The organism is Curtobacterium sp. PhB78 (assembly GCF_003751685.1).
In the GTDB taxonomy this organism is placed as follows: Bacteria; Actinomycetota; Actinomycetes; order Actinomycetales; family Microbacteriaceae; genus Curtobacterium.
Genome location: NZ_RKIA01000001.1, coordinates 1 through 15,068 on the forward strand (window position 1 = coordinate 1; position 15,068 = coordinate 15,068).

Genomic DNA, 15,068 nt, shown 5'->3' on the forward strand with positions numbered 1-15,068 from the left:
GGCGACAACGCCATCCTGACCGGCACCACCGTCCACGTCTCCGAAGACGCCGCCGGCCTGCTGAACAAGACCTTCGGCACCGACGCCGTCAAGCGCGGCCTCCTCGTCGGCACCGCCACCATCACCGCACAGATCAAGTAACACCCCACGTACTCCGGCTGTGCATGGCAGACCGGAACGGCCAACGCCCCGTCGCTCGCGACGGGGCGTTGCTTGTTTCCGAGGAGCGGAAGCAGGCGACGTCCGACGTGCCGCCAGTTACCTCGGCAATCGAGTTCGTTCACGGAGCGCGTGACCTGTGGCCCGCTCGTTCCAACGCACCCGCTCGCTCCCGTAGACACACTCGTGCTCTCCAGAGTGACCAAGGATCAGGTCACATCTCCACCTATCGAAGGTGCTCGGGCAGATCGCCGACATCGTGCAGCAGCATAGACACCACCACCGGCGCCCTCGTCTCACTGAACGATCGTCTACCGGGACGGGCGACGTGCGAGCATCTCTTCCTGCAACCCGGACGGCACAGCGAGCCAGCTCGGAGTACAGCTGGCGAAGCTCGCGCATCGCAACAGCCGTCGCTCAAAGCAGAGCAGGCGTGAACGCAGCTTCGCGTTGCGTCCACGCCTGCCAGCAAGCCAGGGCTATCAAGCCACTCCGACCCAACACACGTCGCCCGGGGTGTCACAGAGACCGTCAGCCCAATCCACAGCACGGGGTTCGCCGGGGCCCGACGGGTCTACGAAGTCCCCCGTCCATGCCTCAGCTGCCAACGATTTCGCGCTGTTGTCGGTGAACAGTGCGCGTTCTTGCGCTAGGTCGTAGCGGCGGCCAAGGACCGGGCCGTTCGGCCGATCCCGGTAGAGCACGACGGCAACATCATCAGTGAGGGCGCGGGCGCCGACCCACTCCATGCCCGTGTTCCAGTCCGTGTCGGTCTGGAAAAGGTGCTGAAGCTGGGCGATGAACGTTTCCGTATATGCGCGCCGGTCGTCTGCGGTCGCGTAGTCCATGGTCATGATGCAAGCACGCTCAGTCGTCGGCGTCGAGTCCGGACTCACCGGTCGACGGCTCAGTGACCGGGCCGAGCGGCTCGTAGCTGAGCGTGACGGAATCCTCGCTTACGTCGGCGTCGGACTGCACGGCGGCACGCTTGCTGCCGATCCGGTCCGTCGGAGTTTGGAAGGCTGTGTCCACCCAGCTCGGGCAATCGTGCGCCTTGTCCTCGTTCGTGCAGTACGCCGTGGCGATCCCGAGAGTGGTCTGGTGCAGGTCGACGCCGTAGTACACGCCGACCTTGCGGTAGTCCATGACGACGTGGAACGGACGGCTGTCGGTGTACTTACAGTTCTTGCCGTTGACACACTCGATCTTGTTTGCCCAAGCGTCGTACTGCCGCTTCTGCCCCTTCGCCGTTCCGCCGTTGGGGTTGTTCGTGGCGAACTTCAGCGAGTTGATCAGCTTGATGTTGTGCTTCGTGCGGATCTTCTTCATCCCGAAGCCCTTCGCTGTCGTAGTGCTGTACGCACCCTCGCGGACAAAGACGTTGCGGCCCTTGTAGTCCTCCCACGAATTCAGGATGACGCTGCCAGCGGTCGCCGCAGTCGCCGATGAGACCGGCACGACGATCCCCGCAGTCACCGCGATGAGTGCGCCAGCGCTTGCCAGCAGGCGAAGCTTGGATCTGTTCTTGTTCAGCATGTTTCCTCCCGAAGGCGCGGAGGAAGCCCCTTTCCCCCCGAGCTGCTGCGAAGGACGCTATCGGCGATCAAAAACCATTCCTTGCAATCACCTGGCAACACCTGAATTTACGTTCACCTGAACCGCTTCTAGTGATTCGGGATATAGCCGACGCTCCAGAGGGGGACGTTCTGAGCAGCTTCGGTGGGTGTCATCACCGTGCACCGTTCCGTGTCGTGGTCGCGTCTCGTCAGCTGATCGGCCGCCCGACGCGTTGGTTGAGAGGATTGGGTATGCCCGCTACGACTGCGCTTCTCGTCATCGACCTTCAGCGTGGCGTCGTGCAGGGCTGCTTCGACGCCGGCGGCGTGCTCGGTCGCACTGCGCAGCTGGTCGAGCGCGCGCGATCGACAGGTGTGCCTGTGGTGTGGGTGCAGGACCACGGCAGCTTCGCGGAGGGCACCAATGAGTGGGCACTTGCGGCACCGCTCGAAAGAAGGGTGAACGAGCCGCTCGTCCGGAAGCAGTACCGCGACTCCTTCGCAGACACCGACCTCGCCGACGTCTTGCACTCCTTGGGTGTTCAACACCTCGTCGTTGCCGGCGCCCAAAGCGACTACTGCATCCGAACGACCACGCAAGCAGCGGCCGCGCGTGGGTTCGACGTCACGCTGGTGTCCGACGCGCACACGACGACGGACGCCGAGCACGACCGCGTCCTCATCGCCGGCGAGCAGATCGTCGCGCACACGAACATGTTCTTCGACAGCCTGCGCTACCCCGGCCACAGGTATGCCGCCGAACGGCACGATCAGGTGCGGTTCCAGCCCGACCGGTGAGCGATCGCCGAACGAGACAGGGACGGGTGGTGCGAACTGTCTTGCTCGCAGCGTTGCGGTCTGCCAGCGTTGGCGCATGAGCGAGGACGTGACCACGCTGGGCCGAGTGCCCGAGTTCCGCTCGTACTGGTCTGCGGCGACCGTCTCGTCGTTCGGATCAGCGGTGAGCGCGGTGGCCGTGCCCGTTCTCGTGGTGACGGTGCTGCACGCTAGCCCGTTCGAGGTGGGGCTGGTGAACGCTGCCCAGTTCCTGCCGTACGCATTGTTCGGGCTGATCGTCGGCGCGTACGTCGATCGGTTCCGGCGCAAGCCACTCCTGATCTGGGCGAGTGTCGGTCGTGGCATCTGCCTCGGCGCGATCCCCGTCCTCTGGCTGGCAGGACTTCTCAACCTTTGGGTGACGGCAGCCGCGTTGTTCGGGTTCGGCATCTTGTCCGTTGTGGGATTCGCTGCGACGCAGTCGCTCCTGCCTCGAATCGTGCCGCGTCCTCTCCTCCTGGCGGCGAACGCGCGGGTGGATCAGAGTGACGCTGCAGCGCAGACGGTCGGCCCGGCTCTCGGAGGTGTCCTGGTCAGCGTCGTGACAGCGCCGGTCGCGATGGCGCTCGATGCGGTGAGCTACTTCGTCAACGCTGTCCTCATCGGCCGGGTCCGCGTTGTTGAGCGGAAGGCAGCGCGCACGGCGGGTGCGCGGCTGCGGAGCGACATCGCTGATGGTCTGCGGTGGACGTACGGTCATGCCACGCTCGCACCGCTGGCACTGTCGACACATCTCTGGTTCCTCGCCAACGCCGCAGGATTGACGGTGTTCGCGACCCTAGCGCTCCGCACGCTCGCGCTCCCAGCGGCCGTGTACGGGGCCATCCTCGCCGTCAGCGGCGTCGCGATGCTGGTCGGTGCCACTGCGGCGCCGCGCCTCGGCGCCCGCTTCGGTGCCGGCCGGACGATCATCGCCGCTCGAGCCGCGTACCCGATCGCGTGGGCGGCCATCACGCTCACGACCGTTGGCATCGGCGTCGCGGCACCGCCGGCGACCGTCGTTGTCTTGTTCGTCGCCTTCGCCGTACACGGCGCTGCCGCGGGCTGCGAGAACGCGAACGAGATGAGCCTCCGCCAGACCGTCACACCCGACACACTCCTCGGCCGGATGAATGGCACGATGCGCAGCGCAAACAGGACCCTTGCGGCTGCGGGAGCAGTAGGTGGCGGTGCGCTCATGACCGTCGCTGGGGATGGCGCCGCGCTGCTCGTGGTGACCCTCGTGTTCGCTGGCGCCGTCATCGTCGCGATGTGCTCACCACTCAGGACAAACGCCGTTCGATAGAGGATCGGCCACCGGCCGCGTGGGAGGATCCGGTCATGCTGAGTGACGAGGCCATCGTTGATGTTCTGCGCCGGGAAACAGCATGGCGTCTTCTCGACCCTCGGAAGAGCAGTCGGCTGGACTACCGACTCACGGACGTCCGCGTCCGAGACGGACACGTCCTCGACGTGCGCATCACACAGCGCGACGGCGAGTCCGCTCGTCTGCTCATCAGGATGCCCGCCTCCGGGTCGCCTCAGTACTGGGTCTACGCCCGGCCAGAGGATGCTACCGACTGGGTCGGTCAACTCCTCACTTGGATCGACGAAGAGGTGTTCACCGACGGCTTGGGAACGGGACGCCTCCGTGAAGATCACGGCGGCGAGAGCTACGTCGTCGTCGCGAACTACGGATGGCATCAGACCGACACCGAAGAACACGCACGCCTCACCGCTGCCGCCGGACCCCGGGGATGGCACGGCAGCGGCTCCGTCTGAATGAGCGTCCTGGGTCGTTCCGGTAGCCGATTGTCTACCGAGACAGGTCCATCGCACCCCTCGATTCGTTGGCCTGCCGGCTATTTACTGGCTGGTCCTAGTTCAGCCTCCCTGCGCTCGTGCTCCTCGGGATTGGACTGGCGATGCTCTTCGTGCCGCTGCAAAACCTCGCCCTCACCGGTGTGCAGCCCGAGGATGCCGGCGTCGCTTCCGCGACCGTCAACTCGACCTTCCACATCGGCGGATCGATCGGCCTGGCCGTGTTTACCGTCTTCTACGCCAGCGCCGTCGAGCACACCCTCGCCGCCGGTGGTGACCAGCTGACTGCGTTCACCGACGAATACTCAGCCGCGTTCCTCGCCTCCGGCATCGCCATGGTCTTCGCATCGCTCCTGGCGATCTTCCTCATCCGTGGGAAGAAGGACGACCTCATGCCCTCGTCATCGCCCAACGAAAGGGTGACGGCGTACGTACCTGTCACCGGCTGACTGCGGCGTCTCGAAGGTGGATGAGGCGGGTTGGCGAGTCGAACCTGCTAAAGAGATTCAGCTCTTGGTCGTAGGTGATGGAAGCAAGGAGAGAACGGTCCAATCGGTGTCGAAGGACGAGCACGGTGAAGCCGTCCCCGTCTTCTGCGTCGGTCGGATGCCAGTCGGACTGATCACCACCCCAGATGAACATGCTGTCGGGATAGATGAGGCTCGCGGCCGGATGGGGGCGCTTGCTGTGCCCCTCACCGATGCGCTCGTTGTAGCCGTCGGAGACGATGGTGCGTTGTGTTGCAACGTGGATGGCGGTCCAGCTGGCGTCCCGGAGGTCGGTCTTCACACTCCACTCGTCGACACCGTTGAAGTCCTGCATGAGGACTGTCGCGGTGACGCTACGGTCGGTGTCTGCTCTGATGGCTTCACGAATTGCCTCGATGCGGTTGTTCACGTGCGCTCCTCCTCTTAGGTGTTTCAGCCGAAGACCGGCGCTTCCTTGCCGTCCGGGTACCGGCAGCTGTCTCCCGGGGTGCACAGGAAACGGTACGTGGAGAGGTCGAGGTTGAGGTTGAACGTGTGCGCACGCTCGTAGTCCTGGATCTTCATGTTGCCGAGCTTGAAGATGTAGGTGCCGTTGTGTGTTCCGCCCATCGAGCCGGTGAAGTTGAAGCCGTCGCCGGAGAGGTTCGAGTAGCCCGTGGAGTCCACCGTCCGGCTGGGCAGGAGTCCTTCCATCTGCTCAAGAGTGATGCCACCGCTGAGGTCCACGTTGTAGTTGCGGAGGACGGAGAAAGCGGACAGGCCGAAGATGTGCTTGTCGGTCTGCAGTCCGATGGTGAACGTGAGGTCGATGCAGTTGCTCCAGGAGCCGTTGGTCGGGTCGTTCGCCTGTCCGTAGATCACGCCGTAGACGATGTCGCTCGACGATGGAGCCCAGATCGTGCGCACGGGGGTGCTGTTATAGCAGCCGACGCTGTCGGCACGGGCGTTCGACTGTGGCGCGAGGTTCGCCGCCTCTTCGGAGGACATGGTGATGAGGCAGGCGAAGTCGCCTGTTCCACCGCTGCTGGTGAGGTCGGTTGCCGCTTGGACGCAGGCTTGACCAGCTGCGCCGTTGTCGTCGGTCGCTGACGTGGCCGCGCTGGCGGGGCCAGCAAGCCCGAGAGTGCTGAGGAGGACAAGGGTCGCTGCGCTGAAGGCGGCGGTTCTGAACTTCATCGTTGAAGCCTTTCTCGTTGCTGTCGGCGTACCTGAATAACCGTACAGACGAGCCGCGATGTCTCGAGCGGGTGTTTCGCCCCACTAGCTTGTACCCCTTTCGGAGGTCGCGGATCGGAGTTGCAGCAAACTCGTCAGCGAAGGCAGCCGAGCCATCGCCCCCGGAAGGCGCTGTGCGCGCGCAATGCTGCTGTGGCGGTGACGGGCATCACCCTCCTGCTTATCGAACTCTTCAGCGGCAGTTGATGATCACGACGCTACGGGCGTCCGGTAGCCGATCCCTGACCGGGCGGCGTAGTGCGAGAGCATGAGGTATGGCCTACTCGCCAGTGACGAACGACGATGTCCAGGAGCTCCGCGCGTTCCTCAGTGAAGCTGACCTCACTATCGCTGGGCTCGACTCGACCGCGGTCCGACTGTGGGTAGAGCGCGACCACGATGGCAACATCGTCGGCAGCACCGGCTACGAAGCCAGCACTGACGGTGCGGACGTCTTGATCCGGAGCGTCGCGGTCTCGAGCGGACGGCGCACCGCGGGTGCCGGCACCCGTCTCGCGAGGTTCGCCCTCGAAGAAGCAGCTAGCTCGGGCGCGACGCGGGCATGGCTCTTCTCACGCCGATCGGGGCCCTTCTGGCAAAAAATCGGATTCGGCCGGGCAGACCGGGATGAGCTCGCCGCCGTGCTGTCCGACACGCAGCAAGTGCGCCTGTTCACCGAAACCGGCCAGCTCGAGCGGGAAGTCGCGTGGATGCGCGAACTCAAAGCCCTCTGCTCCGCACTTGGCGGTCCTACCCGGTAGCCGATCCCTGACCGGTCGACCTACGGGACGAGGTGCTGCACGATCGAACTGTCCGCTCCGTTGAGTCGGACTTCTGCCATGGCGCCGTTCACGAGTGGCATCTGCGGCGGTTGGTGTCCGGTATCGAAGTCGAGGAGTACCGGCACGTCGAGGTCGCCCAGCGCTCGACGCACTGCTTCGTCCTGGGCCAGTTCGGGCACGGCCGGGCCGTCGGTGCGTCCGATCAGAACACCGTTTGCGTCCTCGAACCAGCCCGCGAGACGCAGCGAGGTGAGCAGCCGAACCACGGCGATCGCGTTGGACTCGGCCGCTTCGAGGTAAACGATCGTGCCCTCCGGGGCGTACTTCCGCGCGAACCCGGGCACGTCGCCGTAGGGCGTTCCGGCGAGCAGCGAAACGGTTTCCAGGCAGCCGCCGATCAAACGGCCGCGCATCGTGACGTGATCCGTTCCGTCGAGGGACCGCCATTTCGTAGCTGCTTCGTACGCGTGCTCGCGATCCAACGGCTCATCGGCCCATGCTCCCCAAGGGCGGCTGCGCCGGCGAGGTGCGCTGCGTTGCTCGAAGGTGCTTCCTGGCGGAAGCGCCGCGACGTCGGTCCATCGCTCGAACTCGCTGGGTAGCTCGTACGGCTCGTCCATGAGGTTGGCGCCGTGAAGTGTCGCGAGCCCAGTCCGCGTGGTCAGGGGCAACAGCAGTGTGGAGATGTCCGACCAGCCCACGAACCACGGGCGAGCTTCGGCGAGGGCGTCCCAGTCGATCTTCTCGACCAATTCGATAGCAAGCTCCCCGCCCCACGGCGGAAGTACTGCGTCGGCTGCCTCGAACGCAGCGTGCAGATCCTCGGCGCGGGCAGCGGCAGGCGCCGGCGTGAGACCAGCCGTGGACGTGTGCGGGCGCACGTGGATCTCGAACCCGAGTGTCGTGAGCGCTTCGACCGAAGTCTGCAATCGCTCGAGGAGATGCGCAGGGACCCCCATCGACGGTGCAGGAACCTCGATCCGCCCGCCTGCTCGGAGCGGCATTGGGTAGGTGATGCTCGCCATGCTTCGACGGTAGCGGGATCCAAAGCATGTCCCACAAGCCGATCCGCTCTCGGACGAGGTCCGAGAGCGGATGCCAGTTCGGTCAGTGGTTGAGGTGGGACTGCCGCTCGATGCAGCGGTAGACCGTGGCTCGCCCGATGGCGAACAGTTCAGCGAGCTCCTGTACCGAGTGCGTACCGGCTTGGTGCACTTCAAGGAGATGTCGCTGCTGCGCGGTGCTGAGCTTCGGTTGTCGGCCCTTCAGGTGGCCCTTCGCTCGCGCGATCTGCATGCCCTCTTTGGTCCGGGCACGGATGAGGTCCGATTCGAACTCCGCGACCATCGCCAGGACGTTGAAGAGCAGCCTGCCGACGGGGTCGTTTGGATCGTGAACCGACCCCCCGATGTTGAGCTTGACGTTCTTCGCGGTCAGCTCGTCGATGATGTCCTTCGCGTCGCGGAGCGACCTCGCGAGCCGATCCAGCTTCGCGATGACGAGGGTGTCGCCGTCGCGGCAGGCAGCTAGGGCTTCGCGGAGCCCTGGTCGAGCTCTGTTCGTGCCGGTCAGCCCATGGTCGGTATGCATGTCGGCCGGAAGGACGCCGAGTCGCTCGAGGGCGACGCGTTGGGCGGTGAGGTCTTGTTCGTATGTGGACACGCGTGCGTATCCGATAAGTAGTGCGTTCATGACGCGACGATGCGCTCCTCGGACCGTCCGGTGGCCGACCGACTAGCGGACGGCCACGAACGCGTTGCGAACGGATCCAAATGTCGTCAACTGCCGGATCAGTTCAGACGGAGCCTGGCCCTTGGGAAAGTTGTGGCACCCGAGGGATCAGGGATCCTGAACTCGTACGCCAGAGCGAGCCATCCCCAACCCACCGCCGCATCGAATCCGATGAGTTCCCCACTGTCCGGGTCCGACCAGCCCAAAGCGTCCGTGAAGTAAGACCCGAGGTGGAGCGAATCGGTTCCCGCCATGTCGATCACGGCCTTGTTGATCATCAGCCTCATGCGGATGTGGGGAGGCGCACCAGATGACGATGGTGAGTCGAGATAGGCGCATGTGGCGGGCGGGACCGAGAGGCCCACCTCGACCGCACGACAGCAGACGTGCTTTACCCAGTACTTGATGAGGTTACTTCGGCCAGCACGCCACTCCTTGCCGAAGACGTCTCGGAAGGACAGCCCGCCGCGCGCAAGCACGGCTGTCTCGTTCAATTCGAGGAACCGCAAGAACTGGTCGTAGGCGTGGTCGAACGGTTGACTGCGGCGGTTGTTGCAGTCCTTGCACATTGAAGGCGGCCATTTGAGTTCGTCTGCCTTGGGCCCGCGCACCTCTTGTTGTTGACCCCCGAAGCTGCCATGGACGACCGCTGCTTCTCCGCGCCACTCAGGTCCGTGGCTGGCCCGAAGCTCGCTCGCTTTGAACTTGTGCTCGCGCGAGTCCGCCGTGCTCCCGCACCACCAGCACGTCGGGAGCTCAGTCATGCGGAGAGCCTAGGGTGTTCGTCCGCTTCAAATCGAGTGATCTTGATGCCAGCCCCTTCGGTGTGCTCCTCAGGTGACTGCGCCCGCTGAGCTATCGGCTGAAGGACACAATGGTTCTGCTGCGCATGACGCTCCCGTTCCTGCGTGCGGCCTAGACCGGGTGCGACTGCTATCAACGCAGGCCCTCCCGCGCGTACTCCGCGACCTCGCCGTTCTCATGCTTAGTGAGAGTCTGGAGGATGTCCGCTGGCGTCGCGTCATTACTCGCGATGTTCATGAGTACGTTCTCCTCGAAAGTCAGCTCCATCGCGAAGCCCTCTAACCCCTCGCCGATTGCGAGCAGATCCAACTCGTAGATCCGCCGCACTTGCCCCTGAGATAGGTGAGCATTGATCGCGAGGTTGACGAGTCCAAGCGTCGCCGCTGAGCTGTCGCCGGCGTGGTCGATGAGGTAGTCGATGGCCTCCTCTGAATCACCGTCGACTGCCCAAGCTGTCGTGTCTTCCGAGCGATCGTCGTCGATGGCTTGTCGCAGCAGTTCGAGCTGAGAGTCGACGGGGGTGCTGCCGCGTCGAGGTATTGGAAGCGCTTCGTCCTCGTCGACGTTCTCGATTTGCCCGCCATCGAAGTGCTCACTAGTGCCCGCCCATCGTGCTTCGTTCTGCATCCGGCTCATCAGAACCTCCGGCTGCATCGAAAAAAGGAACCGGATGTCGTCGTTTGCAGCGATCGCGCTCGCCTCGTCGCCCCCGCGGACATTCCGCAACAACTGGAGATACTCTCGCCAACGCTGGTCGTTAGCCTCGTCATACCCCGGCGCATCTGATCCAAGCATGTAGCCTCCTCGCCATCGAGGTCACGGTACCGGCTCGAGCAGCGCCGTTCGTGCGCTCGCTTCGCTGCGGGTCATGATCGGGTCCCGGAAGCCGACCGGCTATTGAGGCTGGCGATATCCGCGATCGGCGGCTGGCGGGCAGGTTCGAGGGTCGTGACTCACTGTTCCTCATAGTCAGCGAGCTCGGTACTCGACGAGGTAACCACTGGCTCGTCACGATCACCGTGCAGCACCTCATCTAGGGCACACATCCGTGCTCGTCAGCGAGGCCGTGGCCGACGTCGTCTTCAGCCAGTGACGTCTGAGCGATCTCGTCCTGGCTGCGAGCGTTGCACCGCCGGCCCAAGCCACATGACCCGGCAGAATCCGACTAACGAACCTGCACGGGTGGAGTTGCAACTTTGAAGTCACGAACTGGCAGGTTTTGGTCACACTGGGTCGTTTGTTGTTGGCGCTTCTAAGGCAGGTAGCGACAATTGTCCGGGAGCAAGGAGCTCCGCGGGTACTTCCTCCGTGATCGAAGTGAGCGCCTTCTTGTACTCATCGAGATCGGCACCGATAGCGACCGGGGTATGAACGACCAACGCGATCACACCCAATGCCGCTGCGAGTCGCTTCACGCCAGACAACACGCCCTTTTCCGATGGGGGCGGCACCATCGACCACGGGTCAAGCGCCAGCTGACCCCGGAAGCGCTTGGCCTCTCGAATCAGAGCATCGGCGCCACCGATTTTGAAGAGATCGACGTCGTGGATGGCCGAGTACGCGTAACCGAGCAAGGTCTCCCGCACTGCGGCTGGGAGATCCGTTGCGTCGTTGATCGACTCGATCAACGCCTGCGCGCTGTCTCGTACTTCCGCTAGTTGGCCCTCGGACGGGGCAGCGACTCCAGGTAGGCGTTGCAGAAGGCGGCTGCAGCTCCTGAGGGACTGGACGTGTCCGGTGTCAAAACGCTGCTTCATCAGCGACATGCCGTTTGTCGCCTCAGCGACGACTGACATGGCGGCCCGAGCCGCCGTGAGAGCAGGGGTGTAGTCATCGAGGTTCTCTTCGGCGTGCTCGGTGGATCGGAGCAGGCCCTCGACTACGTCCGGGAGCACGAAGAGCGGGGCGATGCCGGTGATGATCGGGCCGGGCCCTGTGCCGTCTGGAAGATCGAGATAGCTCCGCCACCCCTCGAGTATTGAAGTGTTCGGGTGCACGCCTGCGCAGTGCTCCAGGAATCGGTACAGCCGGCCTGCCGGGTCGCTGAGGAACTTATCCACGGGCTGACGTTATCTCAGCCTCGATGACTTCCGCTCGGGGAAGCGCGAGGACGCTGCCAACGGGTGCCTGTCGAGCGCCCGGTGAACTATCGCGGTGCGAGACGAGGCGGAACCGGGAAGTCGGCGGATCCTCGCGCCATGAACGCTCTACTCATCGGGTACGCCCGCGTCTCAACCTACGAACAGGACCTCACCGCTCAGCGAGTCGCGCTTGAACGGCTTGGAGTCCTCCCGCCCAACATCCACACCGATCATGGCCTGACTGGCACGAACAGATCTCGACCAGGGCTGCGCGAAGCGCTCGCATCTTGTCGTGACGGGGACACTCTCGTAATCGCGAAGCTCGACCGGCTCGCACGAAGCCTCCGCGACGCGAAGGACATCGTCGACGAGCTCACTGCGAAGAACGTCAAGCTGAACATCGGCGGTTCCGTCCACGACCCGAACGATCCCGTCGGCCGGCTATTGTTCAACGTCCTCGCCATGGTGGCCGAGTTCGAATCCGATCTGATCCGAGCCCGCGCCCGAACACGGGAAGGGATGCAGATCGCGAAAGCCAAGGGCCATCTCCGCGGCCGGCAGCCCAAACTCAGCTACGCGCAACAACGCCACCTCCTTGAGGTCCACCAAGCCGGCACTCACTCGGTCGCTGAACTCGCCGAGCTGTTCGGTATCGGACGAGCCACTGTCTACCGCTGCATCGAACGACAAGCACACCCCAACCGCTAATCCCTCAGCTCCGCTCTCAAACGCAGGCGTTCGAGAGCGGAGCCTCACCTGCGACCGGAACCGTAACGGACGCGGCCAGGCAGTTTCGAGCAAGCTCGTCCGCTAAACGATCGCTAATCGGGCGCTCGAGAGCAGCACGTGGATCGCCTGGATGTGGTGAGCGCGCAGGCGCTGACTACAGGCGCTTTCATCTTCGGGCGCGAATCGGGATTGGTGGGATCCTTCCGGTACCAGGCGAATATCCGGCTGGTGACCGTTCGCGGTCGGCGATCTCAGAGCCTGGCCCCTGAAATCGATCGGGAAGTAACGCCACAACGAAGTGCGCCTGCCCCGTTGTCCGGGGCAGGCGCACTTTGTCTGTGCCAGCGTCAGCGAGTGCGGACCGTCAGGCGATCAAGTGTGATGGCGCCGTCCTGCACGAACACGCCGACGTGGCCAGCAGGGTGGTCGTAGAGGCGTGTGCTCAGCGCGACCGACCCGTCGATGATGGCAACACAGATTTCCCCGTCCAAGTGGACGTCGAGGTGATGTGCGCCGGGGGCGAGTTCCACTGGGCGCTCGAGCTCGACGGCGTGCGGGACATCGCCAAGGATCTGCCATTGCTCGGCGCCAGTCGTGCCACGCGGCCACCGGTCCAGCACGAGCCGGTTCCGGTCAGGTTCGAGGCGGAGTGCGTAGCCCTCTTCGCCATCGTCGCTAGTGCGCAGGAGCACCCCGAATGACCTGGATTCTGCTTCAAGAGTCAGGTCCACGGCTACGAGCGCCTCAGCGGGCAGTTCCGGCCCAACCCAAGATGCGTATCGGCTGGCTGCGCCAGCGCCGACCGTTGCTGCAGCGCCGTTGACCGGTTCGAGAAGCGCCGTGGCATCGACCTCGTCGGTGTACGCGGCTCTGACGCCGTCGGGAAGGTCGAACCGCAACGATCCGTCAGCGCGCTGGTGTGCTTGCAGTGTTGCCATGGTGCCGGCCCACTGCCACGGGCCGCCATCGCGCCGGTCTTCCTTCGAGGCGATCCACCCAACGAAGTACCGCTCGTTCCCGAGCGCAACCGTCTTCGCAGCATAGAAGGCTCGGCCATCGACGGTGTCATCTGCCGGCGCGAGCCATGGGCCGTCCGGCGACTTCGCGATGCGGTAGCGGGTGCAGAACGCGTCGGAGAACTCGGAGTACACCAGGTACCACCACTCGCCCCACTGGAACACGTCCGGGCATTCCTGCGTGATGAAGCGGTGCGGTTCCCAGATCGGGTCGGCGTCTCGCCATGTGACGAGGTCATCGGATTCGAGGCGTGCAACGAGGCCGGAGCGCCGGTACGGCTCACCGAGTCGCCGCGTGGCGAGGAGCATCTGCCAGGGCCGGTCGGCAGCGGGGCGGAACACGAAGGGGTCTCGCCAGTCTTCGGGGGAGTAGCCGGCGAGTGCGGGGAAGTCCCAGTCGGGGTGCTTGGTCCAGTCGGTCAGGTCGCCGGAGGACGTTGCGTGGCTCACGACCTGCGCGTCTTTACCGTCGCCGTCGGATCCGGTCTTGATTCGGGGATTGTGCCCCGTGTAGAACAAGTGGAGCGTCCCCTCGTCGTCTTGAACGACGCTTCCGGTGTAGCAGTCGAAATCGCTTGCGTCGGGCCCCCCGGAGGGCAGCACGACGCCCTTGTCATCGAATGTCACGAAGTCGGTCGTCGTGACGGCCGCCCAAGGCATACCCGTCGGACGTTCGAGCGGCGGAGCATCCGGCCGTTCGTCGAGCAGGTAGAACAGCCACGCTGTTCCGTCGTGTTCGAACGGGATGACGTCGCCGACGAAGCCGTTCGGAGGCTGGAAGTGGGTGCTGGACGGGAGAGTCACTCAGGTTCCTTCGGGTCGCGGCGCAGCGAGCGAGCTACGGGAGATGTATTCGCACGGCACAAGGTGTCGGCCGGGCTGTTCTGCTTCCGCCAGCAGCAGGGTTCCGGCTTCGAAACCCATCTGCTGATGCGGGAGAGCGACGGTGGTCAGCGGCGGATGCATCTGATCGGCGAGGTCGGGCTGGTCGTCGAAGCCGACAATGCTGATGTCCTCTGGGCAGCGCATCCCCAGGGACTGCGCGGCCATCAACGCGCCGACCGCCATCCGGTCGTTCCCGCAGATGATCGCCGTTGGACACGTGCCTGCATCCGCGAGGACCTCTATCGCGAGGTCATAGCCTGATCCCACCTGGAACGTGCCGAACGCGATGTGGATGCGCTCTGGTGCGATGCTCGCGTCTACGGCGGCGCACTGGAGTCCGCGCTTTCGTTCCTGACAGGCGTAGTCGTCCTCGGGGCCGCCGAGGAAGGCCACATCGGCGTGGCCAGCTGCGAACACGGCGGCGGCGACGTCGTAGCCGCCCTGGTACTCGTCGGCGAGCACCGTCACCGCAGGCGTTTCACCGGGCGGGAAGCAGTTGACGAAGACCGTCGGAACAGTGTCGAGCCCCTTGACCGGAATGACGTACTCGGGGCCGGGTGCCGCGTAGACCAGGCCGGCGACCCCCTGCTGGACGAGATTCTCGACGGCCGCCTTGCCGCCATCGGTCGTCTGCGCCGTCTCCACCACGAAGCAGACGTATCCAGCCTCCTGCACGGCTTGCTGGACACCCAGCACGATGTGACCGGCGTAGGGCTGCGAGACGAGCCGGTCGGCGATCACGCCGACCGTGTAGGACCGGTTCGACCGCAACGACTGTGCTGCACGGTTCGGCTGGAAGTTCAGTTCCCTCGCGGCCTCGAGGACGCGGGTGCGCGTCTCGGCTGCGATGGACACATCGCGGCGGTCGTTCAACACGAACGACACCGTCGGTTGCGACACCCCAGCATGGCGCGCAACGTCCTTCATGGTGACGCGTTGTGGCTGCGTTGTCTGCTTGCGGCTCGCCATCGACCCTCCTCCGTTG

Annotated in this window: 17 protein-coding genes; 6 read left to right on the forward strand and 11 right to left on the reverse strand. The window is 64.5% G+C overall.

Translation table 11 applies throughout. The annotated features are described in order from the left end of the window. Positions 1-641 precede the first annotated feature (641 nt). Complete coding sequence (locus EDF53_RS00005) at positions 642-1,007, reverse strand: hypothetical protein (RefSeq protein ID WP_185020880.1); 366 nt, start codon at positions 1,005-1,007, stop codon at positions 642-644. Positions 1,008-1,026: 19 nt separating this feature from the next. Continuing rightward, complete coding sequence (locus tag EDF53_RS00010; protein ID WP_123291674.1) at positions 1,027-1,695, reverse strand: hypothetical protein; 669 nt, start codon at positions 1,693-1,695, stop codon at positions 1,027-1,029. 215 nt (positions 1,696-1,910) lie between these two features. On the opposite strand from EDF53_RS00010, the gene EDF53_RS00015 reads away from it, so the two are divergent. The 4 genes from EDF53_RS00015 (at position 1,911) to EDF53_RS00030 (ending at position 4,801) form a co-directional block, all read left to right on the forward strand. Continuing rightward, on the forward strand, positions 1,911-2,513 hold the full coding sequence (locus EDF53_RS00015) for a cysteine hydrolase family protein (RefSeq protein ID WP_260215131.1): 603 nt from the start codon (positions 1,911-1,913) through the stop codon (positions 2,511-2,513). A gap of 76 nt (positions 2,514-2,589) precedes the next feature. Beyond that, on the forward strand, positions 2,590-3,837 hold the full coding sequence (locus EDF53_RS00020; protein WP_123291676.1) for an MFS transporter: 1,248 nt from the start codon (positions 2,590-2,592) through the stop codon (positions 3,835-3,837). Positions 3,838-3,872: 35 nt separating this feature from the next. Next, entirely contained in the window at positions 3,873-4,313 is a 441-nt protein-coding gene (locus tag EDF53_RS00025) for a hypothetical protein (RefSeq protein WP_123291677.1), read from the forward strand. Positions 4,314-4,456: 143 nt separating this feature from the next. Next, the gene (locus tag EDF53_RS00030) at positions 4,457-4,801 is read left to right on the forward strand and encodes a hypothetical protein (RefSeq protein WP_123291678.1); all 345 of its coding nucleotides are present in this window, start codon (positions 4,457-4,459) and stop codon (positions 4,799-4,801) included. Here EDF53_RS00030 and EDF53_RS00035 read toward each other — a convergent pair. Together EDF53_RS00035 and EDF53_RS00040 are read right to left on the reverse strand one after the other, a co-directional pair. Continuing rightward, positions 4,791-5,249, reverse strand: a complete 459-nt coding sequence (locus EDF53_RS00035) for a hypothetical protein (RefSeq protein ID WP_131921972.1) — start codon at positions 5,247-5,249, stop codon at positions 4,791-4,793. The genes EDF53_RS00030 and EDF53_RS00035 overlap by 11 nt on opposite strands. Positions 5,250-5,272: 23 nt before the next feature. Beyond that, positions 5,273-5,827, reverse strand: coding sequence for a hypothetical protein (locus tag EDF53_RS00040; RefSeq protein ID WP_123291680.1), 555 nt, complete (start codon positions 5,825-5,827; stop codon positions 5,273-5,275). A gap of 503 nt (positions 5,828-6,330) precedes the next feature. Here EDF53_RS00040 and EDF53_RS00045 point away from each other — a divergent pair. Further along, complete coding sequence (locus EDF53_RS00045; protein WP_123291681.1) at positions 6,331-6,816, forward strand: GNAT family N-acetyltransferase; 486 nt, start codon at positions 6,331-6,333, stop codon at positions 6,814-6,816. Between the two features lie 20 nt (positions 6,817-6,836). On the opposite strand, the gene EDF53_RS00050 is transcribed toward EDF53_RS00045, so the two are convergent. The 5 genes from EDF53_RS00050 to EDF53_RS00070 form a co-directional block, all read right to left on the reverse strand. After that, positions 6,837-7,862, reverse strand: a complete 1,026-nt coding sequence (locus tag EDF53_RS00050) for a S66 peptidase family protein (RefSeq protein ID WP_123291682.1) — start codon at positions 7,860-7,862, stop codon at positions 6,837-6,839. Positions 7,863-7,944: 82 nt separating this feature from the next. Further along, positions 7,945-8,529 carry a recombinase family protein gene (locus EDF53_RS00055; RefSeq protein WP_123291683.1) on the reverse strand — a complete coding sequence of 195 codons (585 nt, stop codon included), beginning with the start codon at positions 8,527-8,529 and terminating at the stop codon, positions 7,945-7,947. Positions 8,530-8,627: 98 nt separating this feature from the next. Further along, entirely contained in the window at positions 8,628-9,332 is a 705-nt protein-coding gene (locus EDF53_RS00060; protein WP_148058225.1) for a hypothetical protein, read from the reverse strand. 172 nt (positions 9,333-9,504) lie between these two features. After that, positions 9,505-10,167, reverse strand: coding sequence for a hypothetical protein (locus tag EDF53_RS00065; RefSeq protein ID WP_123291685.1), 663 nt, complete (start codon positions 10,165-10,167; stop codon positions 9,505-9,507). Between the two features lie 428 nt (positions 10,168-10,595). Next, positions 10,596-11,432 carry a hypothetical protein gene (locus EDF53_RS00070; protein ID WP_123291686.1) on the reverse strand — a complete coding sequence of 279 codons (837 nt, stop codon included), beginning with the start codon at positions 11,430-11,432 and terminating at the stop codon, positions 10,596-10,598. 138 nt (positions 11,433-11,570) lie between these two features. Between EDF53_RS00070 and EDF53_RS00075 the strand changes: the two genes are divergently transcribed. Continuing rightward, positions 11,571-12,161 carry a recombinase family protein gene (locus tag EDF53_RS00075; RefSeq protein ID WP_123291687.1) on the forward strand — a complete coding sequence of 197 codons (591 nt, stop codon included), beginning with the start codon at positions 11,571-11,573 and terminating at the stop codon, positions 12,159-12,161. Between the two features lie 368 nt (positions 12,162-12,529). On the opposite strand, the gene EDF53_RS00080 is transcribed toward EDF53_RS00075, so the two are convergent. Then, positions 12,530-14,002 (reverse strand): glycoside hydrolase family 32 protein, encoded by a 1,473-nt coding sequence (locus EDF53_RS00080; RefSeq protein ID WP_123291688.1) that lies wholly within the window; start codon positions 14,000-14,002, stop codon positions 12,530-12,532. Further along, positions 14,003-15,052, reverse strand: coding sequence for a LacI family DNA-binding transcriptional regulator (locus tag EDF53_RS00085; RefSeq protein ID WP_123291689.1), 1,050 nt, complete (start codon positions 15,050-15,052; stop codon positions 14,003-14,005). Positions 15,053-15,068: the final 16 nt, after the last annotated feature.